This window comes from Pseudomonas sp. MIACH (assembly GCF_001269925.1).
Taxonomy (GTDB): Bacteria; Pseudomonadota; Gammaproteobacteria; order Pseudomonadales; family Pseudomonadaceae; genus Aquipseudomonas.
In genome coordinates, this window is record NZ_LHVO01000045.1 from 116,565 (window position 1) to 140,208 (window position 23,644).

The 23,644-nt window shown below is 61.5% G+C and carries 21 protein-coding genes; 7 read left to right on the forward strand and 14 right to left on the reverse strand.

The window, feature by feature from the left end:
- Positions 1-106: 106 nt before the first annotated feature.
- Complete coding sequence (locus AD670_RS16960) at positions 107-2,113, forward strand: pilus assembly protein TadG-related protein (RefSeq protein WP_053134653.1); 2,007 nt, start codon at positions 107-109, stop codon at positions 2,111-2,113.
- On the opposite strand, the gene AD670_RS16965 is transcribed toward AD670_RS16960, so the two are convergent.
- Together AD670_RS16965 and AD670_RS16970 are read right to left on the reverse strand one after the other, a co-directional pair.
- The gene (locus AD670_RS16965) at positions 2,110-4,851 is read right to left on the reverse strand and encodes a PAS domain-containing sensor histidine kinase (protein ID WP_053134656.1); all 2,742 of its coding nucleotides are present in this window, start codon (positions 4,849-4,851) and stop codon (positions 2,110-2,112) included. The genes AD670_RS16960 and AD670_RS16965 overlap by 4 nt on opposite strands.
- The gene (locus AD670_RS16970) at positions 4,848-5,285 is read right to left on the reverse strand and encodes a TadE/TadG family type IV pilus assembly protein (RefSeq protein WP_053134659.1); all 438 of its coding nucleotides are present in this window, start codon (positions 5,283-5,285) and stop codon (positions 4,848-4,850) included. Before AD670_RS16970 ends, AD670_RS16965 begins: the two co-directional genes overlap by 4 nt.
- Positions 5,286-5,357: 72 nt before the next feature.
- On the opposite strand from AD670_RS16970, the gene AD670_RS16975 reads away from it, so the two are divergent.
- The gene (locus tag AD670_RS16975) at positions 5,358-5,831 is read left to right on the forward strand and encodes a prepilin peptidase (RefSeq protein WP_053134662.1); all 474 of its coding nucleotides are present in this window, start codon (positions 5,358-5,360) and stop codon (positions 5,829-5,831) included.
- A gap of 126 nt (positions 5,832-5,957) precedes the next feature.
- On the forward strand, positions 5,958-6,740 hold the full coding sequence (locus AD670_RS16980; RefSeq protein WP_053134779.1) for a response regulator transcription factor: 783 nt from the start codon (positions 5,958-5,960) through the stop codon (positions 6,738-6,740).
- Here AD670_RS16980 and AD670_RS16985 read toward each other — a convergent pair.
- From AD670_RS16985 to cpaB, 8 genes are read right to left on the reverse strand one after another with little or no spacing between them, the layout of a single operon-like run.
- The gene (locus tag AD670_RS16985) at positions 6,737-7,009 is read right to left on the reverse strand and encodes a DUF3613 domain-containing protein (protein WP_053134665.1); all 273 of its coding nucleotides are present in this window, start codon (positions 7,007-7,009) and stop codon (positions 6,737-6,739) included. The two genes, AD670_RS16980 and AD670_RS16985, sit on opposite strands and share 4 nt — an antisense overlap.
- Before the next feature lie 20 nt (positions 7,010-7,029).
- Positions 7,030-7,746: a lipopolysaccharide assembly protein LapB gene (locus AD670_RS16990; RefSeq protein WP_053134668.1), complete on the reverse strand. Its 717-nt coding sequence runs from the start codon at positions 7,744-7,746 to the stop codon at positions 7,030-7,032.
- Between the two features lie 11 nt (positions 7,747-7,757).
- The gene (locus tag AD670_RS16995) at positions 7,758-8,642 is read right to left on the reverse strand and encodes a type II secretion system F family protein (protein ID WP_053134671.1); all 885 of its coding nucleotides are present in this window, start codon (positions 8,640-8,642) and stop codon (positions 7,758-7,760) included.
- Position 8,643: 1 nt separating this feature from the next.
- Positions 8,644-9,528 (reverse strand): type II secretion system F family protein, encoded by an 885-nt coding sequence (locus AD670_RS17000; RefSeq protein WP_053134676.1) that lies wholly within the window; start codon positions 9,526-9,528, stop codon positions 8,644-8,646.
- 10 nt (positions 9,529-9,538) lie between these two features.
- Positions 9,539-10,810: a CpaF family protein gene (locus AD670_RS17005; RefSeq protein WP_053134679.1), complete on the reverse strand. Its 1,272-nt coding sequence runs from the start codon at positions 10,808-10,810 to the stop codon at positions 9,539-9,541.
- Positions 10,807-11,994: a pilus assembly protein gene (locus tag AD670_RS17010; RefSeq protein ID WP_053134682.1), complete on the reverse strand. Its 1,188-nt coding sequence runs from the start codon at positions 11,992-11,994 to the stop codon at positions 10,807-10,809. Before AD670_RS17010 ends, AD670_RS17005 begins: the two co-directional genes overlap by 4 nt.
- Positions 11,991-13,205, reverse strand: coding sequence for a type II and III secretion system protein family protein (locus AD670_RS17015; RefSeq protein WP_053134685.1), 1,215 nt, complete (start codon positions 13,203-13,205; stop codon positions 11,991-11,993). Before AD670_RS17015 ends, AD670_RS17010 begins: the two co-directional genes overlap by 4 nt.
- Positions 13,206-13,225: 20 nt before the next feature.
- Positions 13,226-14,164: a Flp pilus assembly protein CpaB gene (cpaB, locus tag AD670_RS17020; protein WP_053134688.1), complete on the reverse strand. Its 939-nt coding sequence runs from the start codon at positions 14,162-14,164 to the stop codon at positions 13,226-13,228.
- 316 nt (positions 14,165-14,480) lie between these two features.
- Between cpaB and AD670_RS17025 the strand changes: the two genes are divergently transcribed.
- Together AD670_RS17025 and AD670_RS17030 are read left to right on the forward strand one after the other, a co-directional pair.
- Positions 14,481-14,672 carry a Flp family type IVb pilin gene (locus tag AD670_RS17025; protein ID WP_053134691.1) on the forward strand — a complete coding sequence of 64 codons (192 nt, stop codon included), beginning with the start codon at positions 14,481-14,483 and terminating at the stop codon, positions 14,670-14,672.
- A 54-nt stretch (positions 14,673-14,726) separates the two neighbouring features.
- Positions 14,727-15,131 carry a response regulator gene (locus AD670_RS17030; protein WP_053134694.1) on the forward strand — a complete coding sequence of 135 codons (405 nt, stop codon included), beginning with the start codon at positions 14,727-14,729 and terminating at the stop codon, positions 15,129-15,131.
- Positions 15,132-15,163: 32 nt separating this feature from the next.
- Here AD670_RS17030 and AD670_RS17035 read toward each other — a convergent pair whose 3' ends face one another.
- The 4 genes from AD670_RS17035 to AD670_RS17050 form a co-directional block, all read right to left on the reverse strand.
- On the reverse strand, positions 15,164-16,846 hold the full coding sequence (locus AD670_RS17035; RefSeq protein WP_053134698.1) for a ShlB/FhaC/HecB family hemolysin secretion/activation protein: 1,683 nt from the start codon (positions 16,844-16,846) through the stop codon (positions 15,164-15,166).
- 185 nt (positions 16,847-17,031) lie between these two features.
- Positions 17,032-18,627 (reverse strand): collagen-like triple helix repeat-containing protein, encoded by a 1,596-nt coding sequence (locus AD670_RS17040; protein WP_053134701.1) that lies wholly within the window; start codon positions 18,625-18,627, stop codon positions 17,032-17,034.
- A 300-nt stretch (positions 18,628-18,927) separates the two neighbouring features.
- The gene (locus tag AD670_RS17045) at positions 18,928-19,776 is read right to left on the reverse strand and encodes a MaoC family dehydratase (protein WP_053134704.1); all 849 of its coding nucleotides are present in this window, start codon (positions 19,774-19,776) and stop codon (positions 18,928-18,930) included.
- A 2-nt stretch (positions 19,777-19,778) separates the two neighbouring features.
- Positions 19,779-21,122, reverse strand: coding sequence for a 3-oxoacyl-ACP reductase (locus AD670_RS17050; protein WP_053134705.1), 1,344 nt, complete (start codon positions 21,120-21,122; stop codon positions 19,779-19,781).
- Positions 21,123-21,225: 103 nt separating this feature from the next.
- Between AD670_RS17050 and AD670_RS17055 the strand changes: the two genes are divergently transcribed.
- On the forward strand, positions 21,226-22,503 hold the full coding sequence (locus AD670_RS17055; RefSeq protein WP_053134708.1) for an acetyl-CoA C-acetyltransferase: 1,278 nt from the start codon (positions 21,226-21,228) through the stop codon (positions 22,501-22,503).
- Positions 22,504-22,636: 133 nt separating this feature from the next.
- On the forward strand, positions 22,637-23,536 hold the full coding sequence (locus AD670_RS17060) for a PA4780 family RIO1-like protein kinase (protein WP_053134712.1): 900 nt from the start codon (positions 22,637-22,639) through the stop codon (positions 23,534-23,536).
- Positions 23,537-23,644: the final 108 nt, after the last annotated feature.

A 23,644-nucleotide genomic window follows, 5' to 3' on the forward strand; every position in this document is an offset into this window, starting at 1 on the left:
GAGCGTGCTCGCCATCAGCTTGATTTGTGGCGACTTGCCAGCGTACGTATAAAGCCTTGTCTACACTCCACAGCATCTACGGAGAGTAAGCGCTAAGGAGTGCTCGATGTCTCCCCGACTTCGTTGCAGGCAGCGTGGTGCGATTGGCTTGATGGCGGCCCTGACGCTCGGTCTGGCGTTGGTTTTCCTGTTGCTGGTGGTCGACAGCGGGCGGCTCTATCTTGAAAAGCGCAAGCTGCAAGGCATTGCCGACATGGCCGCGCTGGAAGCCGTCCAGCGCAATGGTGATTGCCTGGCGGCGAGCAACAACACCGCCACCGCCTATGCTGGCGCCAGTGCTGTGCGCAATGGCTACATTATCCCGCCTGCCAATGCACTGGACGTTCGCTGTGGTTCGTTGACCACGGCGGCTACGAATCTACGGGTGTTTTCCGCAGATGCCACCCAGCGCGATGCGATTCAGGTGATCGCCTCGCGCCCGGTGTTGACCAGTGTCGCCGGTGGCGTGTGGTCGCTGTTCAATGGCGGTGCCTACAGCCTGAACACGCTGTTGACGGCCAAGGCCGTTGCCGCGCCAAAAATTTTACCGCCCCAGGCGCAATTGACCATCAAGTCCACGCTGGTGACGGTCAAATCCAACGATTCAGCGGCGCTGAATCTGCTGTTCGGCAAACTGTTGGGCGGTAGCCTTTCGCTGGATGTTGCCGGCTGGCGGGGCCTGGTCGACAACAATCTCAACCTGCTCAGCTATTTGAACCAGTTGGCCGTGAACGTGGGTGTCCAGACGGGCAATTACGACGAGTTGCTGGCCAAGAACCTCAAGCTCACTCAACTGATCGATGCGGCTGTCACGGTGTTGCAAGCCGGCTCCGGCACCGCCACGGTGGCTGCCTCGGGGCTTGCGCAGATCAGGGCGTTGGTGGGCGACCTCGACGTGACGTTGGGCAACGTGCTGCAGTTGCAGACGGGGGCGGTGGCCGCCGGGCTCAACACCACATTGAATGTGTTCCAACTGGCGCAAGCCTTTGTGCAACTGGCCAACAAGAAGAATGGGGTGGTCGCTGAAGTGCCGGTGACTATCCCGGGGGTGATCAACGCCAGCGTCAAGCTCAAGGTGATCGAACCGCCACAACTGTCGGCGATAGGCGACCCCACGTACGCCAAGAACAAGACCGATGCGAGCACGCGGATTTATGTGCGCACGGCTCAGCTACGTCTCGGGATCACGCTGGGAGTGCCTCTTCTTGACACTCCGGCGGTGAATGGGGTTTTGAACGGATTGGTCGGTCCACTTTCTGACGTTTTGAATAATCTGTTGAGCTTGAACCTGGGCGGTACCGTTAGCTCGCTCTTGTGTGCAGTGGGCGGTTATTGCGAACGAACTGACTTGAAGATTCTTTCGTCAACATCCAATCCTCCCGCCGCTCAAGTGGACGTGATTCTTGAATTGGGCAACGCCGAAAGTTATGTCACAGGGTTCACCTGCGCGAGCGACGCGACCAAGACACTGACCACCCAAACGAACGCTTCGGTAGTGACTGTCAAGATCGGCCAAAGCCCTACGCTGATCAATTCGCTGACTTCAAGCCCACCGCTGGATCCGATCCCTCCATTACCAGTGATAGATATTGGTGCGATTACCTGCTTCAAACCCCTGCTCGGTCTGGGGCCAACCACGTGCGACGCTAGCACGCGCAAGCCGTTTTACGGCGGTGGTATCGGGCTGAGCATCAAGAGTGATGTCGGCGCCACGAGCTCGTCCCTCGGTTCGTACACCTACAGCCAACCGCCAGAAATAAAGCAGCCGGCGCTTTACCACCCATTCTCCACTGCCAATTTGGTGGGTTCCCTGAAGTCGACATTGCTAGGTGTTCAGTTCCAGGTTTACAAACCCACAGGCTTCAACCTGCTCGGCGTGTTATTAGAAAACACTGGCACGGTGCTCAACGGATTGAATACCACCCTGGGCAACGTCATCGGTACGGTGCTCAGCCCGATTGTCGATCCGCTGGTCAATGGCGTGCTGTCCACGCTGGGCATCAACCTGAACCAGGTTGAAGTCGGTGCCAACCTCAGTTGCAAGCCCCACGGGCAGGCGGCGCTGGTGATTTAAGCGTCCACGATGGGCAGCTCCACACAAAACCTGGCCCCCTCTTCGCCATTGACGACACTCAAGCGTCCGCCCATGTTTTCCACAATCCCGTAGCTCACCGATAACCCCAGCCCTGTGCCCACGCCAATCGGCTTGGTGGTGAAAAACGGTTCGAAAATGCGCTCCAGCAGACGCGGGTCAATACCGCCGCCGTTGTCCTCCACCCAGATGCGCACGTGGCGGCTGTCCTGCTCGCAATGCAGCGCGATCCAAGGGCGCAGTGCCGGATTTTTTTCGCGCTGGCTCAACAGCGCGTCGCGGGCGTTGACCATCAGGTTGATCAGCACTTGTTCCAGTTGATCGACATAGCCTTTGACCTGCACCTCGACGTCTGCCGCGGTGATACGCAAGTCCAGCCCTTTGCCGCGCAGGCCTTCGCTGAGCAGCGCCAGCGTGCCCTCCACGGCCTGTGCCGGGTCGAACGGCTGTTGCTCCAGTTCCGAACGCCGGCCGAACACCCGCATATGGTCCACCACCCGCGCCGCGCGTTGCACCTGGGCGTCGATGCGCTGGAGTTTTTCGGTGAGGTAGTCGACGTCGGCGTTGCCGTTGCTCAGGCGCTTGAGCACATTGACGATGGCCATGCGCATCACGTTCAGCGGTTGGTTGATCTCATGGGCCAGGCCCGTGGCCATTTCGCCGAGGGTGGCCATCTTGGCGCTTTGGGTCAGTTGTTGCTGGGAACGGCGCACTTCGGTGTTGTCGCGGCCCACCGCTTGCACCTCGACCAGCGCGCCGTGCTCATCAAACACGCCGCGGTCCGACCACACCCACCACGCGTGCTCACGCCCAGGCAGCTCCAGGCTGATTTCGGCAGTGCTGACCGGGAACTCCGGGGTCAACTGGTGGATGCGTTGCACAAAGGCCTGGCGCTGTTCTTCCGACAACCAATGCCCCAGGTTCATCCCTGGCAGTTGCGTAGGCAGGCACTCCAGATAGTTGGCCAGCGGCGTGTTGCCGAAGGTCAGTGTGAGGTCCGGGCGATACCGGCAGATCATTGCCGGCGAGTCTTCCACCAGGATGCGGTAGCGCTCTTCGCTTTGCTTGATGTGCTCGGCGGCCAGGGTCGCTTCGGTGACGTCCAGCCACAGCCCGACGGCCTCGACCGGTAAACCGAGGTCATCGCGTAGCAGCTTGGCCTCGTCGAGCAACCAATGGTAATGCCCCTGTTTGTCGCACACTCGGTAGCGGCTGCGCACATTGCCTTCGCGCAGCAGTTGGCGCGTGCGTTCGAAGTAGCGGTCGCGGTCTTCGGGGTGAATCCATTCGACCAGGGCGGCCGGGGTGCACTCGGCGAGGGTGCGGCCGAGCAGGGGCAGCAGGCTGTCACTGAAAAACAGCGGCTGCAGCGTACCTTCGACATACCGCTGCACGTAGATGATGGCCGGTGAGCTGGCGATCAGGTTATCCAATCTTGCGTGGGCGGCGGCAGCCTGTTGCTCCTGGTTCTTGATGTCGCTGATGTCGAGCATGAAGCCAATCAGCCGGCGACTGCTTCCGGCGCCCAAAGCCTGGCCCTGCACGCGATACCAGGTGGGGCTGTGTGCCGGATCCACAGGATGCAGGCGCACGCTGGCAGACACCGGCTTGTCCAGCGTTTGCAAGTCTTGCAGGCGGCTGGCTAGCTCCTGCCGGTCAGCGGGGTGGATCAGCATCAGCCAGTCCGTCAGGGCCATGCGCGGGTTGCTGTGGCTGGGGCTCAGGTGCTGCAACAACTGCGGTGCCAGCTGTATCTCTTCACTGTCTGCGAGTAGCTCCCACCAGCCGGTACCCAATAAGCCTTGCAGCGCTTCCAGCCGGTCCAACTGCTGCTGATGACGCTGCTCGCGAAGGCGACTGAGTAACGGCGCGGCAAGGGCGGCGGTCAGTTGCAGCCAGGCACGCTCACTGGCCTGTTGTTCTGCACGATAAAAACCGCAGAGCAGCCAGGCGGCAACGCCATGACCGTCACGGTAGGGCACCAGGAAACCGTCGGCATTGCCGAAAATTCCGTGCAAGCGTGGATGTTCGCTGTGGCCTTGATTCAAGGTCACGCTCAAGGGCGTCTTGCCGTCCAGGCTATCCAGTGTGGTTCCCAGGGCTTGTCCGTCGTGCCACAGCGCCGCAGCATCGTGGGCGCGGTAGTGACTATGGATCAGCCAGCCCTGGTCCTGGTCGTCGAGCAGGGCAATGGCGACGCAGGGGATCTGCCAGCGCTGCGCGATACTTTGCAGGTTGTCCTCAAGTACCTCGGGCAAGCGCGCCAGGCTGCACACCCGTAGGCGCTCGCTGACCTGCTCGTTCAGGTACTGATTCTGTTCACTGGTTTGCGCCTGGTGACGGTGGGTAATCAAGTCGCCGATGTCCAACAGCTGCAACAGCCACCCATCACCTTGAGGCTGAATCCAGCCTCGGGTTTGCAAGGGCTGCCCGGCGTAGCCTTTGAAATCCAGGTCGAGGTTCTGCCCCTGCCAGTCGCCGGGGTGGCCCTCGATCACGACGGCGCTGCGCTCCTCCAGATAGTCCGACAGCGGCACCGGATGTTGCGGCGCGGGCGTCTTTGCGAGGCGATGACATAGCGCGCCGTGGGTATCCACCACGCGGCCGAGGTTATCCAGGTAGATATGCAGGCCGACGTGCACGGGAGGCTGGGCCGACAAGGCCGGGAGACCAGGAGGGCGGCCCAGGAGTCGATCGAAAAACTTTTCCCCAGAGTTCAAAACTGCAGGCTCGCTTGGGCTGAGAGTGTCGCAGGCAAGTTGGGCACCGCGCCGAAGCCGGGCAGGACCAGAAACGGCAAGACGTTCTTAAGGTTGTCGGACGGGTAGTTGATTTGCACGGTCAGCATTCCGTTCGAATAAGTCGCCGTGACATAAGCCGGCACGAACTTGAAGGCGGGGGGCAGCCATTGCAGCTGTGCCTGGGCGGCGGCGGCCGCGCGGTTTTTCAGGGCATCGGAGTAGCCTGGGGTGGTGGGGTCGAGCGCCACGCCGCGCCTCACACCTTCTGCCGTTGCCTGGTTGAAGGACTGCAGCAGCAACAGCGGCAGGCTGTAGCTGACCAAACCGTAAAACACCGCAAAAAACAGCATGAATACCAGCGCGAACTCAAGCGCGGCGGCACCTTTCTGCTTTCTAGGGAGGCCTTTTTTCATGACTGCGTCTACCCTGACAACCACTACCTGATATCAGCATAGAATCATTCAGCGGAAAGGGATTTTTTTTACGTGATTCAGAGCCTGTTGCTGTTTGTTTGGCTGGCGTTGTGTGCCGTGCAAGATATCCGTCAACGCCAGATCGCCAACCACCTGACCCTGGGTGGGTTGCTGCTGGCATGGGTTTACGTGCTCTGGAACGGCACCACCTGGCTGGGTGCCCCGGCCGCCGACGGCGGTTGGGCGTTGGGCCTGGCGCTGCTGTTTACCTTGCCCGGTTATGCCTTGGGCCGACTGGGTGGTGCGGATGTGAAGTTGTTGGCGGCGTTGGCGTTGGCAACCGACAGCCATTACTTGATGGGTACGTTTGTCGGTGCGGGAGTGGCCACTGGCGCATGGCTGTTACTGGCGCCAAAGTTGTGGCCGCTCATGAATCAAGGGGTTAGAAACGCTCTGCATTACCTTCAGCCACAGGTGTCAAATAAGCAGCCATTTGCGCCTTTTCTGTTTGTGGGATTCAGCCTGACCTGGGTTTGGATCCATTAGTCGTGACGTAGCCTAGTGCTATGTACATAGTCAGAAAGTGCGTCTACGTTTGTAGTTACGTTGTGCGCAAACGCAGCGGAGTAATGGAACGGTTGGTCTTTGGCTTGCCCAGGCATGGAGTTGCGCGTGAACAAGCTTACCTCTGAAGTGAAAGTGCTCGTTGTCGATGATCAGCCGCTGATTGTGGAAGAACTCTGCGAGTTTCTCGAAAGTAGCGGCTATCTCTGTATCCCTTGTCACTCAAGCCTTGATGCGATCGCGCGTTTTCGCGAAGACCCTAAAATCGGTCTGGTGCTCTGCGATCTGCACATGCCGGAAATGGACGGTATCGAGTTGGTGCAGGCGCTGCAGCGCCTGGCCGGCAAGCAGCGCGTGTTCGAGGCGATCATGCTGACGGGGCGCTCCGACAAGCAGGATGTCATCAAGGCGTTGCGCGCTGGAATCGCGGACTACTACCAGAAACCGATCGACCTCAATGAACTGCTGGAAGGTTTGCAGCGTCAGGAGGCAGCGCTGCAAGAGCGGCATAAAAGCCTTGAACTGGGGCAGTTGAACCAGAAACTGCAGTTCCTCTCGGCGTCTATCGATGACCTTTATCACGATCTCGATAAAGTCCGCAGCAGCCCTCAGCCGCCCGCTGTCCCTGACGCTGTGGAGGGCGAAGGCGCGGTCATCGAGATGCCGGTGATCTTCAAACAACTGTCACCGCGCCAACTGGATGTGGCCAGGCTGGTGGGCAAGGGGCAGACCAACTATCAGATCGCCTGTGAGTTGGGCATCACGGAAAACACCGTGAAGCTCTACGTGTCCCAGGTGCTGCGCCTGACGCATATGCATAACCGCACGCAACTGGCGCTGGCGCTGTCCCCCAACACGGCCTCGATACACCAGCGGGTGACTGCTCACTAGTGGCCGCCGCCCGCTGAATTGCCGCCCTGTTTCTGCTCGAAATACTCAGGAATCGCGTGTTTGTAACTGTCTATCAGGCGCTGCATGGCGTTCTCGCGCTCAGCGGGGGTGGCCTTCTGCGGCGTGGAGGACGCCAGTTGGCCGCTGACTTGCAGTTGCAGCCAGGCTTCGGTCTGTTGCTGCTGCGGCGAGGACGGGCCGGGCTCGATGGCTAGGGCGGTCAGGGGCAGCGTTGCCAGCAGCAGGGCGGCGAGCCGTGTGAGTTTCATATCAGTACTCCCTCAATGACTTACTGGATAGGCGCCTGCAAGGCTTCGCTGACCGCCGCCATTTGCGCCTTGGATGGCGACGCTGGCGACCCCTTGAGTTGCTGCGCCCGGGCCTGGGCCTGGGTAACTTGATCAGGACTCAACCCCATGCGCCCGACCACTTGCGAGGCCTGCCCCCAGTTGCCCTGGTAAATCAGCAGGGTCACCAGGTTGATAGCGGCCAATGGGTTGCTTTGATTGAGTTCCATGGCGGTAAGGAACTCGAAACGTGCCTCGTCCATGCGCAGTTGGTTGAGGTAAACCACCCCCAAGTCATTGCGGATCTTTTCATCGGTGGGCGACAGCGTGGCGGCCCGTTGCAAATGAGCCGTGGCTTTAGCGTTGTCCCCCCTGGCGACGGCCAATTGCCCGAGGCCGTGTTCGCCCTCTGCCGACAAGCACGTGCCCAGCAGGGTTTTGTACAACGGCTCGGCTTCGTTACGCCCCAGCAGGCGATAGACCTTCGCCTTACGCAGGCGCACCTGAGGCAAGCTGTCCGGCATGTTTTGCAGATTGGCCAGGCTGGCGTGCAGCTTGCCGTCGTTGGCCATTTCGTCTGCAAGGTTCAGCGAAAGCTCCTGGTCGGCGCTGGGCTTGGAGCAACTGCTGTTAGCGGTGAACCCCGCCCAGGGCATCTGGTCCAGGTTCGCGCAACCGCTCAACAGCAATAGGCTGCAGGCTGTAATCAGTGCTTTCATCATTCGTCCTTTCAAGGCCCCATGGCCTTTGATATGGCGATAAAACCAGGGCCGGCCAACACAATCAGCAACGCCGGAAACAGAAAAACCATCATGACCACGGACATCTTTGCCGACATCTTGGAGATGTATTCCTGCATGCGGGTCAGGCGCCGGTCGTCCAGCAGTTGCTTGAGCGCCTGCAACGACTTCATCGCACCGCCGCCCTGATGCAGAAGCTGTTGCAGAATCGAGCAGGTGTCGCTGAATTCATCGACGCTGAGCATCAGGCTGGCTTTGCTCAACTCTTCGCCAAGCTCCAGGCCCGAGTCGACCCGGGCCAGCACAATGCGCAATTCCGAGGTGAGCACCGGCAGCAGTTTTTGCGCTTCGTGGGCCATCACCCGCAGGGTTTGCTCAACCGCCATGCCGGATTCAAACAGGATCCTCAGCAACGGAATAAAGGTCGCGACTTCCTCGGCAATCTGTTCCTGACGCTGTTTGGCCAGCGCTGCGAGCACGCGCTTGGGCAGCAGGTAACCGGTGGCCAACCCCAGGAATGGCGCGAGCCAGACGGGGTCCGCCTGCGGGAAAAATACACCTTGCACCAGCAGTGTCAGACCCAGCAGCAACACTGGCGCCGCCACTTGGCAGGCGGCGAACATCGAGCGTTGGCCGGTCCTGCGCCAGCCGAGTCGGTTGAGCAGGACCTGGGTTTCGTTATCGAGGCTGATGGTGCGCTGGCCAATCCGGGTGCTGCCCAACCGGCGCAGCCACTGGCCTACCTTGTCTTCGCGCGTGGTTTCGCCCTGCAGCCGCGAGGTGACCAGACGTTGCTGACGGCGTTGAGCGAGGACGTTGCCGACCACCAGCAACAGCGCCGCGAAAAACAATAACGCGCTGATCAGCAGGGCCATGTCAGACGCTCCTCAGCATGCGCCACAGCGCGAGGCAACCGAAGACCTGCATGGCGAACGCGCCAATCAACATCCACCGGCCGCTGTCATCCGCCCACATGCCCACCAGATACGTGGGGTTGGTCATCAGGAAGTAACCGGCCACGCTGACCGGCAGCAATCCGAGTACCAGCGCGGTCACGCGGGTTTCCCCCGTCATCGCCCGCAATTGGCGGGCGCCCTGGTCCCGTTCGCGGATCATTTTGATCAGGTTTTCCAGCAGTTCGCTGGCGTTGCCGCCGTAGCGATGATTGACCTTCAAGCCCAACGCAAACAGGCGCAGCTCGTCCTGTTCGTAGAACTCGGCAAAGTCGTGCACGGCTTCCGGCAGGCTGACCCCGAGGATGACGTTGCGCTTGATGCGGCCCATGGATTTTTTCAGCGGGTCGTCACTGGCCTCTATGCCCCCCAGCACCGCATCCGCCAGGGTGCGTCCAGATTTGAGGCTGCGCACGGCATGGTCCAGCAACTGCGGCAATTGCTCGATCATCCGGTGCAGGCGGCGTCGGTAGCGCAGGGCCAGGTAGAACCGCAGGATCAGCGGCGGCAGCACGACCATCGCCAGCAGGCCCAGCCATTCGGCGACCAGCACCCCCAGCACTGCGCCCAACCCCCACAGCGTGAGCCATAGCCCCAGGCGTTCGGTGGGCTTACCCAGGCCGGCACGGATGAACATCCGCTCAACGCGGGTCACCACGGTCTTGTCATTCAGCGCCTGGGGTTGGCCCTGGCCCAGACGCTCCATCACACGATCGGTCTGGGCCTGGCGCAGGCCGCTGCGCATCAGGCGCGTGGCCAGCAACAGCATGCCCAGGGAGATTGATGCGAGCAGGAGCGGACCGATCATCAGGCGTCTCCTACAAGGGCAGCGGGATTTCGCGGCGCAGTTTGTCGCCGGCGGGGTTGATGGCTTCGCGCAGGAAGCCGAAGCCGGTGCGCTTGTCATGCCGGAACAGCGTGTTGGTGACATACACGTCATCACGCACGCCCACGACTTCCACGACTTCACTGACGCAACGGCGGCCGTCGGGCAGGCGCGTCAGTTGAATCACCACGTCCAGTGCCGCGCAGATCATCTGTCGCAGGGTTTTTTCCGCGACGGTGCGGCCGGTGAGACCGACCAGCGTCTCCAGGCGCAACAACGCATCCTGTGCGTTGTTGGCGTGCACCGTGCTCATCGAACCGTCGTGGCCGGTGTTCATTGCCGTGAGGACGTCGAGCACTTCCACGCCACGGATTTCACCCAGAATGATGCGGTCCGGGCGCATCCGCAGGGCGTTGCGAATCAGGTCGCTGGCCTTCACTTCACCGTGTCCCTCGGCATTCGGCGGGCGGGTTTCCAGGCGTACGACGTGGGGGTGGCCGAGTTGCAGCTCGGCCACGTCTTCGATGGTGACGAGCCGTTCGTGGGGGTTGATCAATTGGCTGAGAATGTTCAGCAGTGTGGTTTTTCCGGTCCCGGTCCCGCCGCTGATCAGAATGTTGCAGCGTTTGCCCACGGCCTCCTGGAAGAACTCGAAAATCGGCTGGTCGATGGTCTGCATCGCCACCAGGTCGCTGCTTTTGAGCATGTCCTTGCGAAATTTGCGGATCGACAGGCAGGGGCCGTCCAGGGCAATCGGTGGAATGATCGCATTGACCCGGCTGCCGTCCGGCAACCGCGCATCGACCATCGGCGACGACTCGTCCAGGCGCCGCCCCAGCGGTGCAAGGATGCGCTGCATGACGCGCTCCACGTGGTGGTCGTCGATAAAACGCAGGTCGCTTTGGTGCAACAGGCCATCGCGTTCGACGAACACGCGGTGGGGGCCATTGACCAGGATTTCAGTGACGGATACGTCGCGCAGCAGCACCTCCAGCGGCCCGAAACCGGTGAGTTCGTCGACGATCTCTTCCGCCAGGCGCTCCATTTCATAGCGGGAGACGGCCAGGTGCATGCGGGTGATGTACTCGGCGACCTTATCCATCACAAATTGCGCCAGGGAGTGGCGCGTGCCTTCCAGCAGGTTTTTCCCTGACTCTTCAATGGCATCGATGATGTAGCGGTGCAGGACCAGTTTGAGGCCATCGTGATCGGTATTGCCTGCCGCGCCGCGTGCCGGCACGCCGAACAGTTTCTCGCTGCTCATTTCGTGCTCCAGAGTCGGGTGAGCCAGTTGGCCGGTGGTTTTTCAAGGCCTTCGGAGCGTTTCGCCAGGCGCTCGCCGAGGGTGCGCAGGGCTTGGGTCAACGGCTCGCGTGGCGATAAGGCAAATAAGGTCTGGCCCTGGTTCTTGGCGTTCAGGCGGATTTCTGCGCTCAGGGGCAGTACCGCAATCACCTCCAGGCCGAAGGTTTTGCCCAGCGCTTCAGCCTCCGGTGCGGCGCCTTTGATGTAGCGGTCGACCAACAGGCGTCCGTGCTCCAGTTTCATGCCTTTTTCGCGCCACCGATTGATCACCGCGAGGTTGCGTCGGCAGTCGAGCACGCTTTGATCGGTGCACCACAGCAGCTTGTCGCAATGGCTGACAAAGGTGCGCAGCGCTTCGCTGTCCGATTGCCCGGTCAGGTTTACCACGATGTGCTGAAAGTGTTGGCGCAGTGCGCTGAGCAGCATGTACAGCTCGGCGGCGCTGGTTTGCTCCAGCGATTCGTCACCGTCGGTGTAGGCCAGGATGCGCAGGCCTGCCTCGGTTGAGGTGAAGGCGCTGTTGATCAGGGTCGCATCCAGGCGCCGCAGGTGGCGCAGGGCATCGCCGAAGTGGAACGAGCTTTCCAGGCCCAGCAACGCCAGGCTGTCACCGCGCGGCAGGCCCAAGTCCAGCACCAGGGTTTGTTGCCCGCTTTTTTGCACCACCTGAGCGAGGTGGATGGCGAGTAATGCGCCGTCGGTACCGCATTGGGTGCCATACAACACCGTGAGACCGCCCAGGTGGGTGGTATGGGTGACTGCCGGCATGCGCTTGCTCAAGCGTCGAACCAGGCCGGCCACTTCGCTGGAGCGCGAGCCATAGGCGACGAAGTCGCGGGCGCCGGCACGCATGGCATTGAGCACGAGTTGATTGTCCATGCCGTCGCCCAACGCAACGATGGCCAGCATGGGTTTGGCCTCCAGCGCCCCTTCGATCAGGGCGCACTGTGTGGTGACGTTTTCACGGTCCAGGCCGATGAAGACCAGGTTGGCGAACGTCACGTCGACCAGTGCCAGCAACTCGTCCAGGCTGCCGCCGGCGCTGACCACTTGGCCCAACGGTGCAAGGGCGCCCTGCAGCCATTCCAGGTCGGTGCTGTTGCGCGTTATTGCCAGGAACGTCTGGCTCAGGCTCTCGCTCATTGGGAAAGCCCCGTGCGCCGGTCGAAGTTGCCATTTTCGAGGAAGAACAGGCGGTACCAATTCGGGTCGTAGCTGCGCAGTTTCTCGCCGGGCAGCGACGGCAACTGCGCGTCGGCGGCCAGGGGTTGCACCAGGTGCGGGGTGACGATCATCAGCAGCTCTTTTTCCTCGCGGCTGATGTTGGAGTCGCGGAAGAACGCACCCAGGATCGGGATATCACCCAGTCCCGGAAATTTGTTGATGGTGGAGCGGTTGTTGGTGCTGATCAGGCCACTGATGACGAAGCTTTCGCCATCGGCCAGGGACACGCTGGTGTCGGTACGCCGCACGGTAAGGGCGGGGACCTGGATGCCCTGGATCTGCACGGAGTTGCTGTAGTCCAGCTCGCTGACTTCGGGGGCGACCTTGAGGGTGATGCGGTTGCGGTCGATCACGGTGGGGGTCAGGGTCAAACGAATGCCGAACTCTTTGTACTCGATGGAGATGGTGTCGCTGCCAGCGCTGGGCACCGGAATTGGCACTTCGCCACCGGCCAGGAAGGTTGCGCTTTGCCCACTCAGGGCGACCAGGCTGGGACGCGCCAGGGTGTAGGCAAAGCCGCTGCTTTCCAGGGCATTGATCATGGCCGATACACGTCCGCCGCCGAAACCGATATTGAAGTTGGACGCGCTCACCGGCAGGGCCAGCGTGTTTGCGCTGGGCACGGACAGGTTGGGGCTGCCGATCAGGAAGTTCTTGCCAATCCCCAGGATCGAAGTGCTCGCTTCCTTGAGCTTGGTGCGGCTGACCTCGACAAAGCGGATGTCGGTCTGCACCTGGCTGGGCAACGAGGGGTCTTGCGAGGGTGACAGCGAAAGGCTGGTCAATGCCGACGTGGCTTTGCCTTTGACGAACACCATGCTCTGGCGTGGGCTGCTCGAACACGCGGTCCAGATCATCAGGCTCGTGGCGCCTTGAGAGATACCGGTAAGCAGGAAGGACTGGTTGCTGTTGACTTGAACGTCGGCGATTTTTGGATCGCCAACGGCCAACCGCGTAATGGCCACCGGGGATTGCATGGCTTGTTGCATGCCCTCACCGACCTCAAGCGCAGCAGGCAACTGGCCCAGGCTGGCGCAGTTGCCGGTGGCCGCCTGTGCGCTGCCGACCGGCAGCAGTATGACGAGGGCCCAGAACACGCGTGAAAAAAACGGCACGGAACGACTGCTCATTCAAGGCATCCTTAGCGCTATCAGGGCGTTTGTTGAGTAACCTGGTTGCCGCGTATTACCTCGATCCCCGAGCGACGTGGCGTGCTGTTGGCCGCCGGCGGACTGAAGGTGTTGATGGGGGCAGAAGTAAAGGCCAACTGATTGAACTGGTAGAGATCGCGCTTGGCGTTGTCGAGGTTTACCAGCGAGTCATTTTCGCCCGCCCAGTAGAGGCTCAGGCGTTGTTCGTCGGCGCTGCGCACGGCCAGGCGCAATACGCCGGCTTGAATAGCCAGCACCAGCCGAGTCATTAATTGCTCTGGAACCGCGAGCAGCACCGTGCGTGCAGCGGCGCGGCTCTGTTGTTGCTTGGCCAGGTCTTGCGCCGAGGTGGCCACGGGGGAGCCGGGTTTACCGTCGTTGGTCAGTCCCAACTGGTCGCCCACGCCGAGCAGGCGAAGTGCAGGGATGACGGTTTGCGCCGACGGTTGGGGGTTACCGTTTTCCTGGCGCAGGTACAGCATTACGTCGACATAGTCGCCGGGGTTCAATTGCCCGCCGGCACCGCTCACTTCATCCACTGCGACGGCCAGTGCACGTTCGCCAGGGCGGATCATGCGGGCGAGGCTTCCGCCGGCGTCGAAACTTTGTTCGGTCAGCCAAGTGCCCGCTTCAAGGCTGCGCCAGGGCACGCGGCCGATTGCTTGTTCCAGGGTGGTGAGGCTGCCTGCCGGGGCGGTGCGCAGTTTTTCCAGGGTCAGGTCGGCGGCGGTGAGGGCAACGAAGGGCGGCACGTCGTGGGCCAGCACCACTACGGATTGACGCGTAGGGTCTTCGGCTGGGGTCACTGCAATCGTGCTGGCAAGCGGTTGAACGGCGGGCGCCGGTTCCGGGCGGCTCAGCACCAGGCCCCAATAGCCTGCAATCAGTGCACCCACCAACAGTAATCCGGCCAGAATCATACTGATGCGACTGCTCATTAAGGCTCTCCCTTTCCCACTGCAGAACCTGCCGGCTGGTCCATCCAGTCACTGCGCAATCAGTTCACGCGGCACATCTAACTATTTCGCTATTTGAAGGTAGTTCAGCTAGGACGAAATGCCATTACCCTTCGGAAAAATTCTGCATTGCAATGGAAAACCAGGTTGTTTTGGCGCCACGGAGTTGGCTACTACTTTGTGATTAGTCGCTTATTACAGTTGTTGGGAGTGCATTTGCCGACAATGCTCTAATGGCAAAGCGAAATCATGCAGTAGGCCCGCTACATCAGCGCTCTGAGCGCATAGGAGAAGTCATATGTTCCTTGATGCGATTCGCAAGGTGTTTATAAAAATCCAGATTTTTTCTTATGCCAGAGAGGGGGCCTCCGGTATCGAATATGCAATTGTCGCGGCGATGTGTGCGGCGGTGATCGGACTGTTCATGTCGCCGATCAGTACCAAAGTTAAAGCCATCTTTACTTCGATTCAGACAGGCATCGGTACTTGATCAATACCGTGGTGTAACTACCTTGAGTGCACTCCCAGTCCCAGGACTTTTCCCATGAGTTCCTCTTCGCCGACCCGGCAACAAATCCTGTTAGTGGACGACGAAGAGGACGCCTTGATCGAACTCGCCGAATCCCTTGGCGATGAAGGGTTCGTCTGCTTCACGGCCAACTCCGTCACCGAAGCTTTGCAGGAACTCACCCTCAACCCTGATATCGCCCTGGTCATCACCGACCTGCGCATGCCCGAGGAAAGCGGTATCTCCTTGATCAAGCGCCTGCGCGAACACACCTCACGCTCGCACCTGCCGGTGATTGTGATGTCGGGTCATGCCGAGATGGATGACGTCAGCGACATGCTGCGCCTGCAGGTGCTGGACTTGTTTCGCAAGCCGATCTACCTGGTGCGGCTGCTCGATACGTTGAACAATCTCTTCCCCGTGACCAAGCGCTATCCGTAGGCGCGAGCACGCTCGCGCCTACGGGGCTGCAGTCATAGCTGATAACTGAAACTCAACGTGTACCGCGGCGTGCGGTTGAAGGTGTCGAGGGCCTTGTCCGACATCGGCTTGGCCGCTTCGAGGGCGATGTTGTAGTACTGGGTGTCGCCAAAGCGCAGGCCCACGGCGGCCGATGACATATCGTTGTGCTTGATCGGCAGGTCGTTGAACCAGGTCTTGGCCCGGTCGAACACCACGTAGGGTTGCAGGATGCGCACCCAGTCGCCGGCACGGTTGTAGCTGTAGTTGATCTCGTACGCCATGCCCCAGCCCTTGTCGCCGGAGCCTTGGTCGTCGGGGTAGCCGCGGCCGAAGTTCTGCCCGCCGAAGGTGGCGCGTTCGCTGTCGGGCAAGGTGTCGTCGCTCCAGTAGAGTGCGCCGGAGAGTACGCCTTGCCAGTTATCAAACAGCTTGTTGCTTTGCACGCCGGACAGGCGCAGGCGGAAGAAGTCGAGGTCAGGCTTGAGGCCGCCGAAGTCGCTGCGGGTCTTGGCGCCCATACCGTTGGTGCCTTGGTACACCCCGGCGCTGAGGATGCGCAGTTGGGTGGTATCGGCCTTGCGCCAGTCACCCTCGAAGGCCAGGGCGCGCAGGTCGGTTTGCAGCTCCAGGCGCTGCGGGAAGCCCACCAGTTGGTAGCGAGTGGTCTGGTCGACGGCGTAGTAGCGCGCGCCGAGGCTCAGTGACTCGTTGGGCGAGGCGATCAGCGGGTGGCTGAGGCCAATGGAGTAACGGTCGATTTCCTGGTGTGGCTTGAGTTCGAAGCCGCCGCCCAGTTGCAGGTTGGTCCGTGGGTCGGCGCGGTAGCGTTCACCCGATAGCACCACCTGGGTGCCTTCGGCATTGATGAATTGGCTGTAGGCGGCGCGGTAGTAATGCTCTTTATCGTCGCCCGGTGGGAACAGGCCGCTGACGCTCAGTTGTTCACCCATGGATGTCCACGCGTTGCTGGTGGCCGTCAGCAGCGCTTGAGTGCCGCCGCGGCTGTTCTCGTTCAGGCTCATGCTGGTGGTGAAGGGTTTGCGGCTGGCGCTGATTTGCATGTGGGTGCCGCCATCGGTGGTGCCGGGCGGGGGCACTTGGGCTTGCAACGTCACACCGGGGATGGCACTCATCAGGGTGGTGTAGCGTTCGAAGGTCTTGCGGGTAAGTGGGCGTTCGGCCTTGAGTTTTTCTGCCAGCTTGTCGACGTAGGACGACACCGAACCGATGTCGCCCTGCAGGCTGTAATCGCGGATATAACCCTCCACCAGCACCACGCGCACCAGGCCGTTTTCGAAGCGTTGCTCCGGCAGGAAAGCGTAGGACAACAGGTAGCCGTCTTCCTGGTAGCGCCGAGTGATGCGGCGCGTGGCCTCGATCAGTTGCGCGAGGTTGGTTTCGCGGCCAATCAAGGGCTCGAAGACCTGGGCCACGTCCTTGAGCGGATAGACCGTACCGCCGTCGATCTGCAGTTTGCGAATGGTCACTTTGGTGTCCATCAGCAAGGGTTGCGCGGTCGGGGCGGCCGGCACCGGCAACTGGGTTTGCGGGGTGGCCGGGCGGTAGGCGTCGGCGGGCAGGTTGGGCACGGGCAGAGTGCGCACGGTGTCGTTGCTGTTGAGGAAGCTGGGGAGGGTATCGGCCTGGGCATAAGCACTGAGGGTGAGCAATAACAACGGCGTCAAAGCGCGCATAGGACACTCCATGGTCAAAACTGCGGCGGCGTCTTGCAGAGGCCCGCCGGGCTCTCGGGGCGCGGTTCGGGGGCTTTCACAGGCCGTTCATTGGCCCATAAAAAAGACGAGAGATGGATTGGATCTCTCGTCTCAACCAAGCGTAGGCGCTGTAGGTGAGGCCGTCTAATCGGCCAGGTGCGATTCTATTTTTTGCCGGTCAGGCCACCGAGAATCCCGCCCAGTGCACCACCATTTGCGGTGGCGCCTGCGCTGGTGGAGGTCGTTGCGCTGCCGCCCACGCTGAGGCCGCCGCCGAGCAGGCCACCACCGTTGCTTGTGCCTCCGGTCACCAGGCCGCCGACCGACGTTACGGTGCCACCCACTGCGCTCACGGTGCCGCCCAGGGCGTTGGTGATCGGGTTGGCGTTGGTGGTGCTGATTTGTCCGCCCAGGCTGCTGACCGCGCCGCCCACGTTGGTGACCAGGCCGTTGACCGGCGCACCCAGGCCAGTGGCGCCGCCGATGGTTTGGGTGAGGTTCTGTACCCCGCTGGTGACAGGGTTGAGTGCGACGCCAAGGGTGTTGGTGATTGGGGCGACCGCTGCACCGGCCGTCGCGTTCGGTACGCCATTGCCGCCGAGCAGGGTGCCCACGGATGCCACGGTGCCGCCGACGTTGACCCCAGTGACGCCGGTCGCGCTGACCACACCGTTGGTGCTGCCCGCATTCAGGCCGCTACTGGCACCGGCGATCACACCGCCGATCAGTTCGGGCAGGCCGGATGGATTGGCGCCGCCGCCTGTGCCACCGCCGACGTTGCCGGGATTCGGATCGACATAACCGCTGGCCTTGCCGACGGTGATGCCCACGCCATTGAGCACGTTGCCCACCGCGTCGGTCACGGGGTTGCCGCCGGTACCGGCGACTTTATCGCCCAGGCCGTCAACGGTACCGCCGACTTTGCGCAGCAGGCCGCCTACCGGGCTGTCCAGGCCGGTCGTGCTGCCGACTTTGCCGGTGGCCTTTTCCACCAGGGACACCACAGGCACCAGTACTCGCGCGCCGACGGTGTCAGTGACCGAACCCAACGGACCGGTGGTGCTGGCAGTACTCAACGTATCGCCAAGCATGGTCACGGCATTGCCGACCTTATCGACCACGCCGCCCACCGCTGGCGAGACGGTCCTGACCACCGGCACGCGTCCGAGCAAAGTGGCAACGTTAGCGCCTGTGACGCTCACCCCATCACCCAGGTCGGAAACCCCATTGCCCACGCCGGCAAGGGTTGTGCCCAGGGCATTGCTGTCGGTCCCTATCGAGCCCAGGCCGTCCGACACGCCATCACCGATACTGCCCACGGCGGTGCCGGTAGCGGTCACCAGGCCGCCAGCGGTTGCGCCGACGATTGGCAGGCTGCCGAGGGTGGTGCCCAGGCTGCCGACGGTGCCGCCGAGACCGGTCACGGTGGTGCCGAGGGTGTCGACCACCGCTGCGGTGACCAGTGTGCTGGTGGTGCCGCCACCGGTACCGCCTGTGCCGCCACCCGTGCCGCCAGTACCACCGCCGGTACCACCGGTGCCGCCACCTGTGCCGCCAGTACCACCGCCCGTACCACCTGTGCCACCGCCGGTGCCGCCCGTGCCACCACCGTCGGTACCGCCACCGCTTGCGGCAGGGTCCGAGGAAGCCGAGCCGCTACTGTGATGCCCGCCACCACCGCTGCTGCAGCCGCCCAACGTCATTGCTATCGCCAGGGCCAGCGCGGTACTTGCTTTCCAAAACACGATTTGAGTTTTCATGATTGAGTTCCTTGCACCTGTACAACCTTAGTTGTCATCAAACGCTCGTTACTTCTTGGATAGCGATGCGTTTGTCCGTGTGCGTATCACAGACCCAGGTTCACGTTCTCTCAATTCTCAAGTTGGTATTAACGATTTATATAGCAGGGCCGGAACGCCTGCTTAGTGACTAATTCGAAGGGTGTAAGGGGAGATTGTATCAATATGTATATATGATTTAAATCAATAAGTTAAAATAATAGCGGGCTTGATTAAGTCCGCTATTACTTAGGGCGTATATATACAATTAACCAGGTTTTTTCATGCGATTGGTCGCCACTTTCCAGTCATGTGCTCAATATCGCCCACCCCTTTCAAGCTTAATTCACCACTGGAACCGGCGGCACTGGTGTGCAATGTCACTTCGCTGGGCAGGCGCACGGGTTTCTTGAACACCACGTCTATTTCAATATTCGCAGTGGGCAGGTGATCGCCGAGGGCCGCCAGTGCGCGTGCCTTGTTCCACAGCCCATGGGCGATGGCTTGGGGAAAGCCAAATGCTTTGGCGGTCAGCGCACTCAAGTGGATGGGGTTGTAGTCGCCGGATACCCGCGCGTAGCGACGGCCGATATCGGCGGGGGCTTTCCAGCGCGTCAACTCGCTGACCTGCTCAGGTGTGGGCTGCCTATCATCTGGCGCTTCGCCTTCGAGTTTCACGCCCCGGCAGAGCATGCGGCTTTCGGCCTCCCACAACACACCGAGGGAATCTTCGACGGTGGTCACCACGTCAAACGTCGCGCCCTTGGCGTGGGGCTGGAGGTTTTGCGCGTGCACGCTGATGCGCAGTTGGCTGACGCCACCCAGCGGGCGATGGATGCGAATGCGATTGCTCAGGTGGATCAGCCCGAGCAGCGGGAAGGGAAAGGCGTTGGAGGTGAGCAACTGCATCTGTAGCCCAAACGCCAGAATGTGTGGATAAGTCGGCGGCAGGATCGGGCTGTCGGCAAAACCGCAGACCTTGCGATAGGCCGCCACCTTCTCGGGGTTGACGCTGATCTGGCAACGCAGACCCTGTGCGGGCAACGCACTGCCGGTGATCTTGCGTTTGAGCGCCGCCCGCCAATACAGCGGTGGCAGAAACGGTGTACTGCCTAAGGTTTGCCAATCCATGCTCACGCTCCCAACAAACTTTGGCCACACACCCGCAGCGCTTGCCCGCTGACCGCACCGGAACCCGGCTGGCCCAGCCAGGCCACGGCTTCGGCGACGTCTTGCGGCAAACCGCCCTGGCCCAGTGAACTCATGCGCCGCCCGGCTTCACGCAGGGCAAAGGGAATATGCGCGGTCATCTGGGTTTCGATAAAGCCTGGGGCTACGGCGTTGATGCTGATCCCGCGCTCCTCCAGCAACGGCGCCCATGCCTGTACCAGGCCGATCAAACCGGCCTTGCTCGCGGCGTAGTTGGTTTGCCCACGGTTGCCGGCGATGCCGCTGATGGAGGCCAGCACCACCACGCGGGCATTGTCGTGCAGGGTGCCGCTGTCGAGCAGGGCCTGGGTCAGTACTTGCGGGGCATTGAGGTTGACCGCCAGCACCGCGTCCCAGTATTCCGGGGTCATGTTGGCCAGGGTTTTGTCACGGGTGATCCCGGCGTTGTGCACCAGGATGTCGAGGCCGTCGGGCAGGTGTTCGATCAACTGGCCAGCGGCGTCTTCGGCGCAGATGTCCAGCACGATTGTGCGCGCCCCCAGGCGTGCGGCCAGGGCTTCGAGGTCGGCCTTGGCCTGGGGCACGTCGAGCAGGATCACTTCGGCGCCGTCGCGGGCCAGGGTTTCGGCGATGGACGCGCCAATGCCCCGGGCTGCGCCGGTGACCAATGCCTTACGCCCGGCGAGGGGGCGGGTCCAGTCTTCGACCGGCGTGGCACAGGCTTTCAGGCGAATCACCTGGCCGGAGATATACGCGCTTTTCGGTGATAGGAAGAAGCGCAGCGCGCCTTCCAATTGGTCTTCGGCACCGTCGCCGACGTAGAGCAATTGCAACACGCCGCCGTTGCGCAGCTCCTTGGCCAAGGACCGGCTGAAACCTTCAAGGGCGCGTTGGGCGCTGGCGGCGAAAGGGTCGCTGAGGCTTTCCGGGGCGCGGCCGAGGATCACCAGGTGGGCGCTGTTATCGAGGTTTTTCAGCAACGGCTGGAAGAACTCGCGCAGTTGCTTGAGTTGATCGCTGTGTTGCAAGTGGCTGGCATCGAATACCACGGCCTTGAGCTTGGGGCCGTGGCCGGGAATCCACGTCGATGTCTCGGTGCCGTACGTGTAGGTCGCGTCGGTGAGCTTGTTGGCAAACGCCTGTACATGGGTTGCCAGTACGCCACCCCCGAGTAGCAATGCGCCGTCCACCGGACGCAGGCGCCCGGCTTGCCAGCGTTCCAGGCGTACCGGTGACGGCAGGCCAAGGGCGGCGACCAGGCGATGGCCGAGGCTTGAGTTGGCGAAGTCGATATAACGGTCAGACATGGAACGCTCTCCGAAGGCTGGGGTTCAAAAGGTTGACCATCCCAGGGTAGCAGTCGTTCGACTAGGCTCAGTTATCCACCCCACAACCCACAGGGAGCTTTCCATGACTCAATTGCGCCGTGTAGCGATCATTGGCGGTAACCGCATTCCTTTCGCCCGTTCCAATGGCCCCTACGCCACGGCGAGCAACCAGGCGATGCTGACCGCGGCCCTGGAGGGCTTGATCGAACGCTACAACCTGCACGGCCTGCGCATCGGCGAGGTGGCCGCCGGCGCGGTGCTCAAGCATTCCCGCGACTTCAACCTCACCCGTGAATGCGTGCTGGGTTCACGCCTGTCGCCGCAAACCCCGGCTTACGACATTCAGCAGGCGTGCGGCACGGGGCTCGAGGCGGCGTTGCTGGTGGCCAACAAAATCGCCCTGGGCCAGATTGAATGCGGGATTGCCGGCGGGGTGGACACCACCTCCGACGCTCCTATCGGCGTGAACGAAGGGCTGCGCAAGATTCTGCTGCAAGCCAATCGCAGCAAGTCCATGGCGGATAAATTAAAAGTCCTGTTACAACTTCGTCCCCAGCACCTCAAGCCTGAGCTGCCGCGTAATGGCGAGCCGCGCACCGGTTTGTCCATGGGCCAGCATTGCGAATTGATGGCGCAGACCTGGCAGATTCCGCGTGCCGAGCAGGACCAACTCGCCCTCGAAAGTCATCAGAAAATGGCCGCTGCCTATGCCGAAGGCTGGCATAACGATCTGCTCACGCCGTTTTTGGGCCTGACCCGCGACAACAACCTGCGCCCCGACCTGACTCTGGAAAAACTCGCCGCGCTCAAGCCCGCGTTTGAGCGCAGCGAAAAGGGCACGCTCACGGCCGGCAATTCCACGCCGCTCACCGATGGCGCATCCCTGGTGTTGCTGGGCAGTGAAGCCTGGGCCCAGGAGCGTGGTCTGCCGATCCTGGCCTACCTGCGCGATGGCGAAGCGGCGGCGGTGGATTTCGTCAACGGCGCCGAAGGCCTCCTGATGGCGCCGGTGTATGCGGTGCCACGTTTGCTGGCGAGGAATGGCCTGACGCTGCAGGACTTTGATTACTACGAGATCCACGAAGCCTTCGCGGCCCAAGTGTTGTGCACGCTCAAGGCGTGGGAGGATGCGGATTACTGCCAGACGCGCCTCGGGCTGGACGCGCCATTGGGGGCTATTGATCGCAGCCGGCTCAATGTGAAGGGCAGCTCCCTGGCGGCCGGTCACCCGTTTGCCGCCACCGGTGGGCGCATCGTCGCCAACCTGGCCAAGTTGCTCGACGCGGCGGGCAAGGGGCGCGGGCTGATTTCGATCTGCGCGGCAGGCGGGCAAGGTGTGACGGCGATCATCGAACGTTGAATTCGCCAAAATTGGCATATTGGATGCATTCTTGAGTGGTCAGAGGTCGGTAGCCCCTCCCACCGGCGAGCCGATTGCCGTATAACGAGTGCCATACGCGTATTTGGTAATAAAGGACCCACAATAAAAGCTGATGAAGACTCCTAAACGCATTGAACCCCTGATCGAAGACGGTCTGGTCGACGAAGTGCTGCGCCCACTCATGAGTGGTAAAGAAGCAGCTGTTTATGTGGTGCGCTGCGGCAACGAATTGCGTTGCGCCAAGGTTTACAAGGAGGCGAATAAACGAAGTTTTCGTCAAGCGTCTGAATACCAGGAAGGCCGTAAGGTCCGTAACAGCCGGCAGGCCCGGGCCATGGCCAAGGGCTCGAAATTCGGCAAGAAAGAAACCGAAGATGCCTGGCAGAACGCCGAAGTAGCGGCGTTGTTCCGTCTGGCCGGTGCGGGCGTTCGCGTGCCCAAGCCATACGACTTCTTGGAAGGCGTGCTGTTGATGGAGCTGGTGGCCGACGAGTACGGCGATGCAGCGCCACGTCTGAATGACGTGACGTTGGAGCCGGACCAGGCGCGTGAATACCACGCCTTCCTGATTTCCCAGATCGTCCTGATGCTGTGTACCGGCCTGGTGCATGGTGACCTGTCCGAGTTCAACGTACTGCTCACGCCGACCGGTCCGGTCATCATCGATCTGCCCCAGGCAGTGGATGCGGCGGGCAACAACCACGCGTTCAACATGCTGGAGCGGGATGTGGGCAACATGGCTTCCTACTTCGGGCGTTTTGCCCCGGAATTGAAGACGACCAAGTACGCCAAGGAAATGTGGGCGCTCTACGAAGCCGGCACCTTGCACCCGGCCAGCGTATTGACCGGCGAGTTTGACGAGCCGGAAGAGCTGGCGGATGTCGGCGGTGTGATCCGCGAGATTGAAGCGGCGCGGCTGGATGAAGAGCGGCGCCAGGCCATTCGGGCGGCCGATGATGCGCCACCGAGCAAAGCGTCGGAAGAACCACCGCCGCCGCCTTGGATGCAGTGATCCCTGGCTGATGAGGATCAAAATGTGGGATGGGCGGTGCGACGATTCGACTTGCTCCCGATAGCGGTGTGTCAGTTACAGATATTGAGACTGATACACCGCCATCGG

Excerpts from the sequence above, each read along its gene's own strand:
- cpaB (WP_053134688.1), bottom strand. The coding sequence starts at position 14,164 with ATGAGCAGTCGCATCAGTATGATTCTGGCCGGATTACTGTTGGTGGGT.
- AD670_RS17060 (WP_053134712.1), top strand. The coding sequence starts at position 22,637 with ATGAAGACTCCTAAACGCATTGAACCCCTGATCGAAGACGGTCTGGTC.
- AD670_RS16970 (WP_053134659.1), bottom strand. The coding sequence starts at position 5,285 with ATGAAAAAAGGCCTCCCTAGAAAGCAGAAAGGTGCCGCCGCGCTTGAG.
- AD670_RS17030 (WP_053134694.1), top strand. The coding sequence starts at position 14,727 with ATGAGTTCCTCTTCGCCGACCCGGCAACAAATCCTGTTAGTGGACGAC.
- AD670_RS16995 (WP_053134671.1), bottom strand. The coding sequence starts at position 8,642 with ATGGCCCTGCTGATCAGCGCGTTATTGTTTTTCGCGGCGCTGTTGCTG.
- AD670_RS17055 (WP_053134708.1), top strand. The coding sequence starts at position 21,226 with ATGACTCAATTGCGCCGTGTAGCGATCATTGGCGGTAACCGCATTCCT.
- AD670_RS17010 (WP_053134682.1), bottom strand. The coding sequence starts at position 11,994 with ATGAGCGAGAGCCTGAGCCAGACGTTCCTGGCAATAACGCGCAACAGC.
- AD670_RS17045 (WP_053134704.1), bottom strand. The coding sequence starts at position 19,776 with ATGGATTGGCAAACCTTAGGCAGTACACCGTTTCTGCCACCGCTGTAT.
- AD670_RS16985 (WP_053134665.1), bottom strand. The coding sequence starts at position 7,009 with ATGAAACTCACACGGCTCGCCGCCCTGCTGCTGGCAACGCTGCCCCTG.
- AD670_RS17005 (WP_053134679.1), bottom strand. The coding sequence starts at position 10,810 with ATGAGCAGCGAGAAACTGTTCGGCGTGCCGGCACGCGGCGCGGCAGGC.
- AD670_RS17015 (WP_053134685.1), bottom strand. The coding sequence starts at position 13,205 with ATGAGCAGTCGTTCCGTGCCGTTTTTTTCACGCGTGTTCTGGGCCCTC.
- AD670_RS16960 (WP_053134653.1), top strand. The coding sequence starts at position 107 with ATGTCTCCCCGACTTCGTTGCAGGCAGCGTGGTGCGATTGGCTTGATG.
- AD670_RS17035 (WP_053134698.1), bottom strand. The coding sequence starts at position 16,846 with ATGCGCGCTTTGACGCCGTTGTTATTGCTCACCCTCAGTGCTTATGCC.
- AD670_RS17000 (WP_053134676.1), bottom strand. The coding sequence starts at position 9,528 with ATGATCGGTCCGCTCCTGCTCGCATCAATCTCCCTGGGCATGCTGTTG.
- AD670_RS16990 (WP_053134668.1), bottom strand. The coding sequence starts at position 7,746 with ATGAAAGCACTGATTACAGCCTGCAGCCTATTGCTGTTGAGCGGTTGC.
- AD670_RS17050 (WP_053134705.1), bottom strand. The coding sequence starts at position 21,122 with ATGTCTGACCGTTATATCGACTTCGCCAACTCAAGCCTCGGCCATCGC.
- AD670_RS17040 (WP_053134701.1), bottom strand. The coding sequence starts at position 18,627 with ATGAAAACTCAAATCGTGTTTTGGAAAGCAAGTACCGCGCTGGCCCTG.
- AD670_RS17025 (WP_053134691.1), top strand. The coding sequence starts at position 14,481 with ATGTTCCTTGATGCGATTCGCAAGGTGTTTATAAAAATCCAGATTTTT.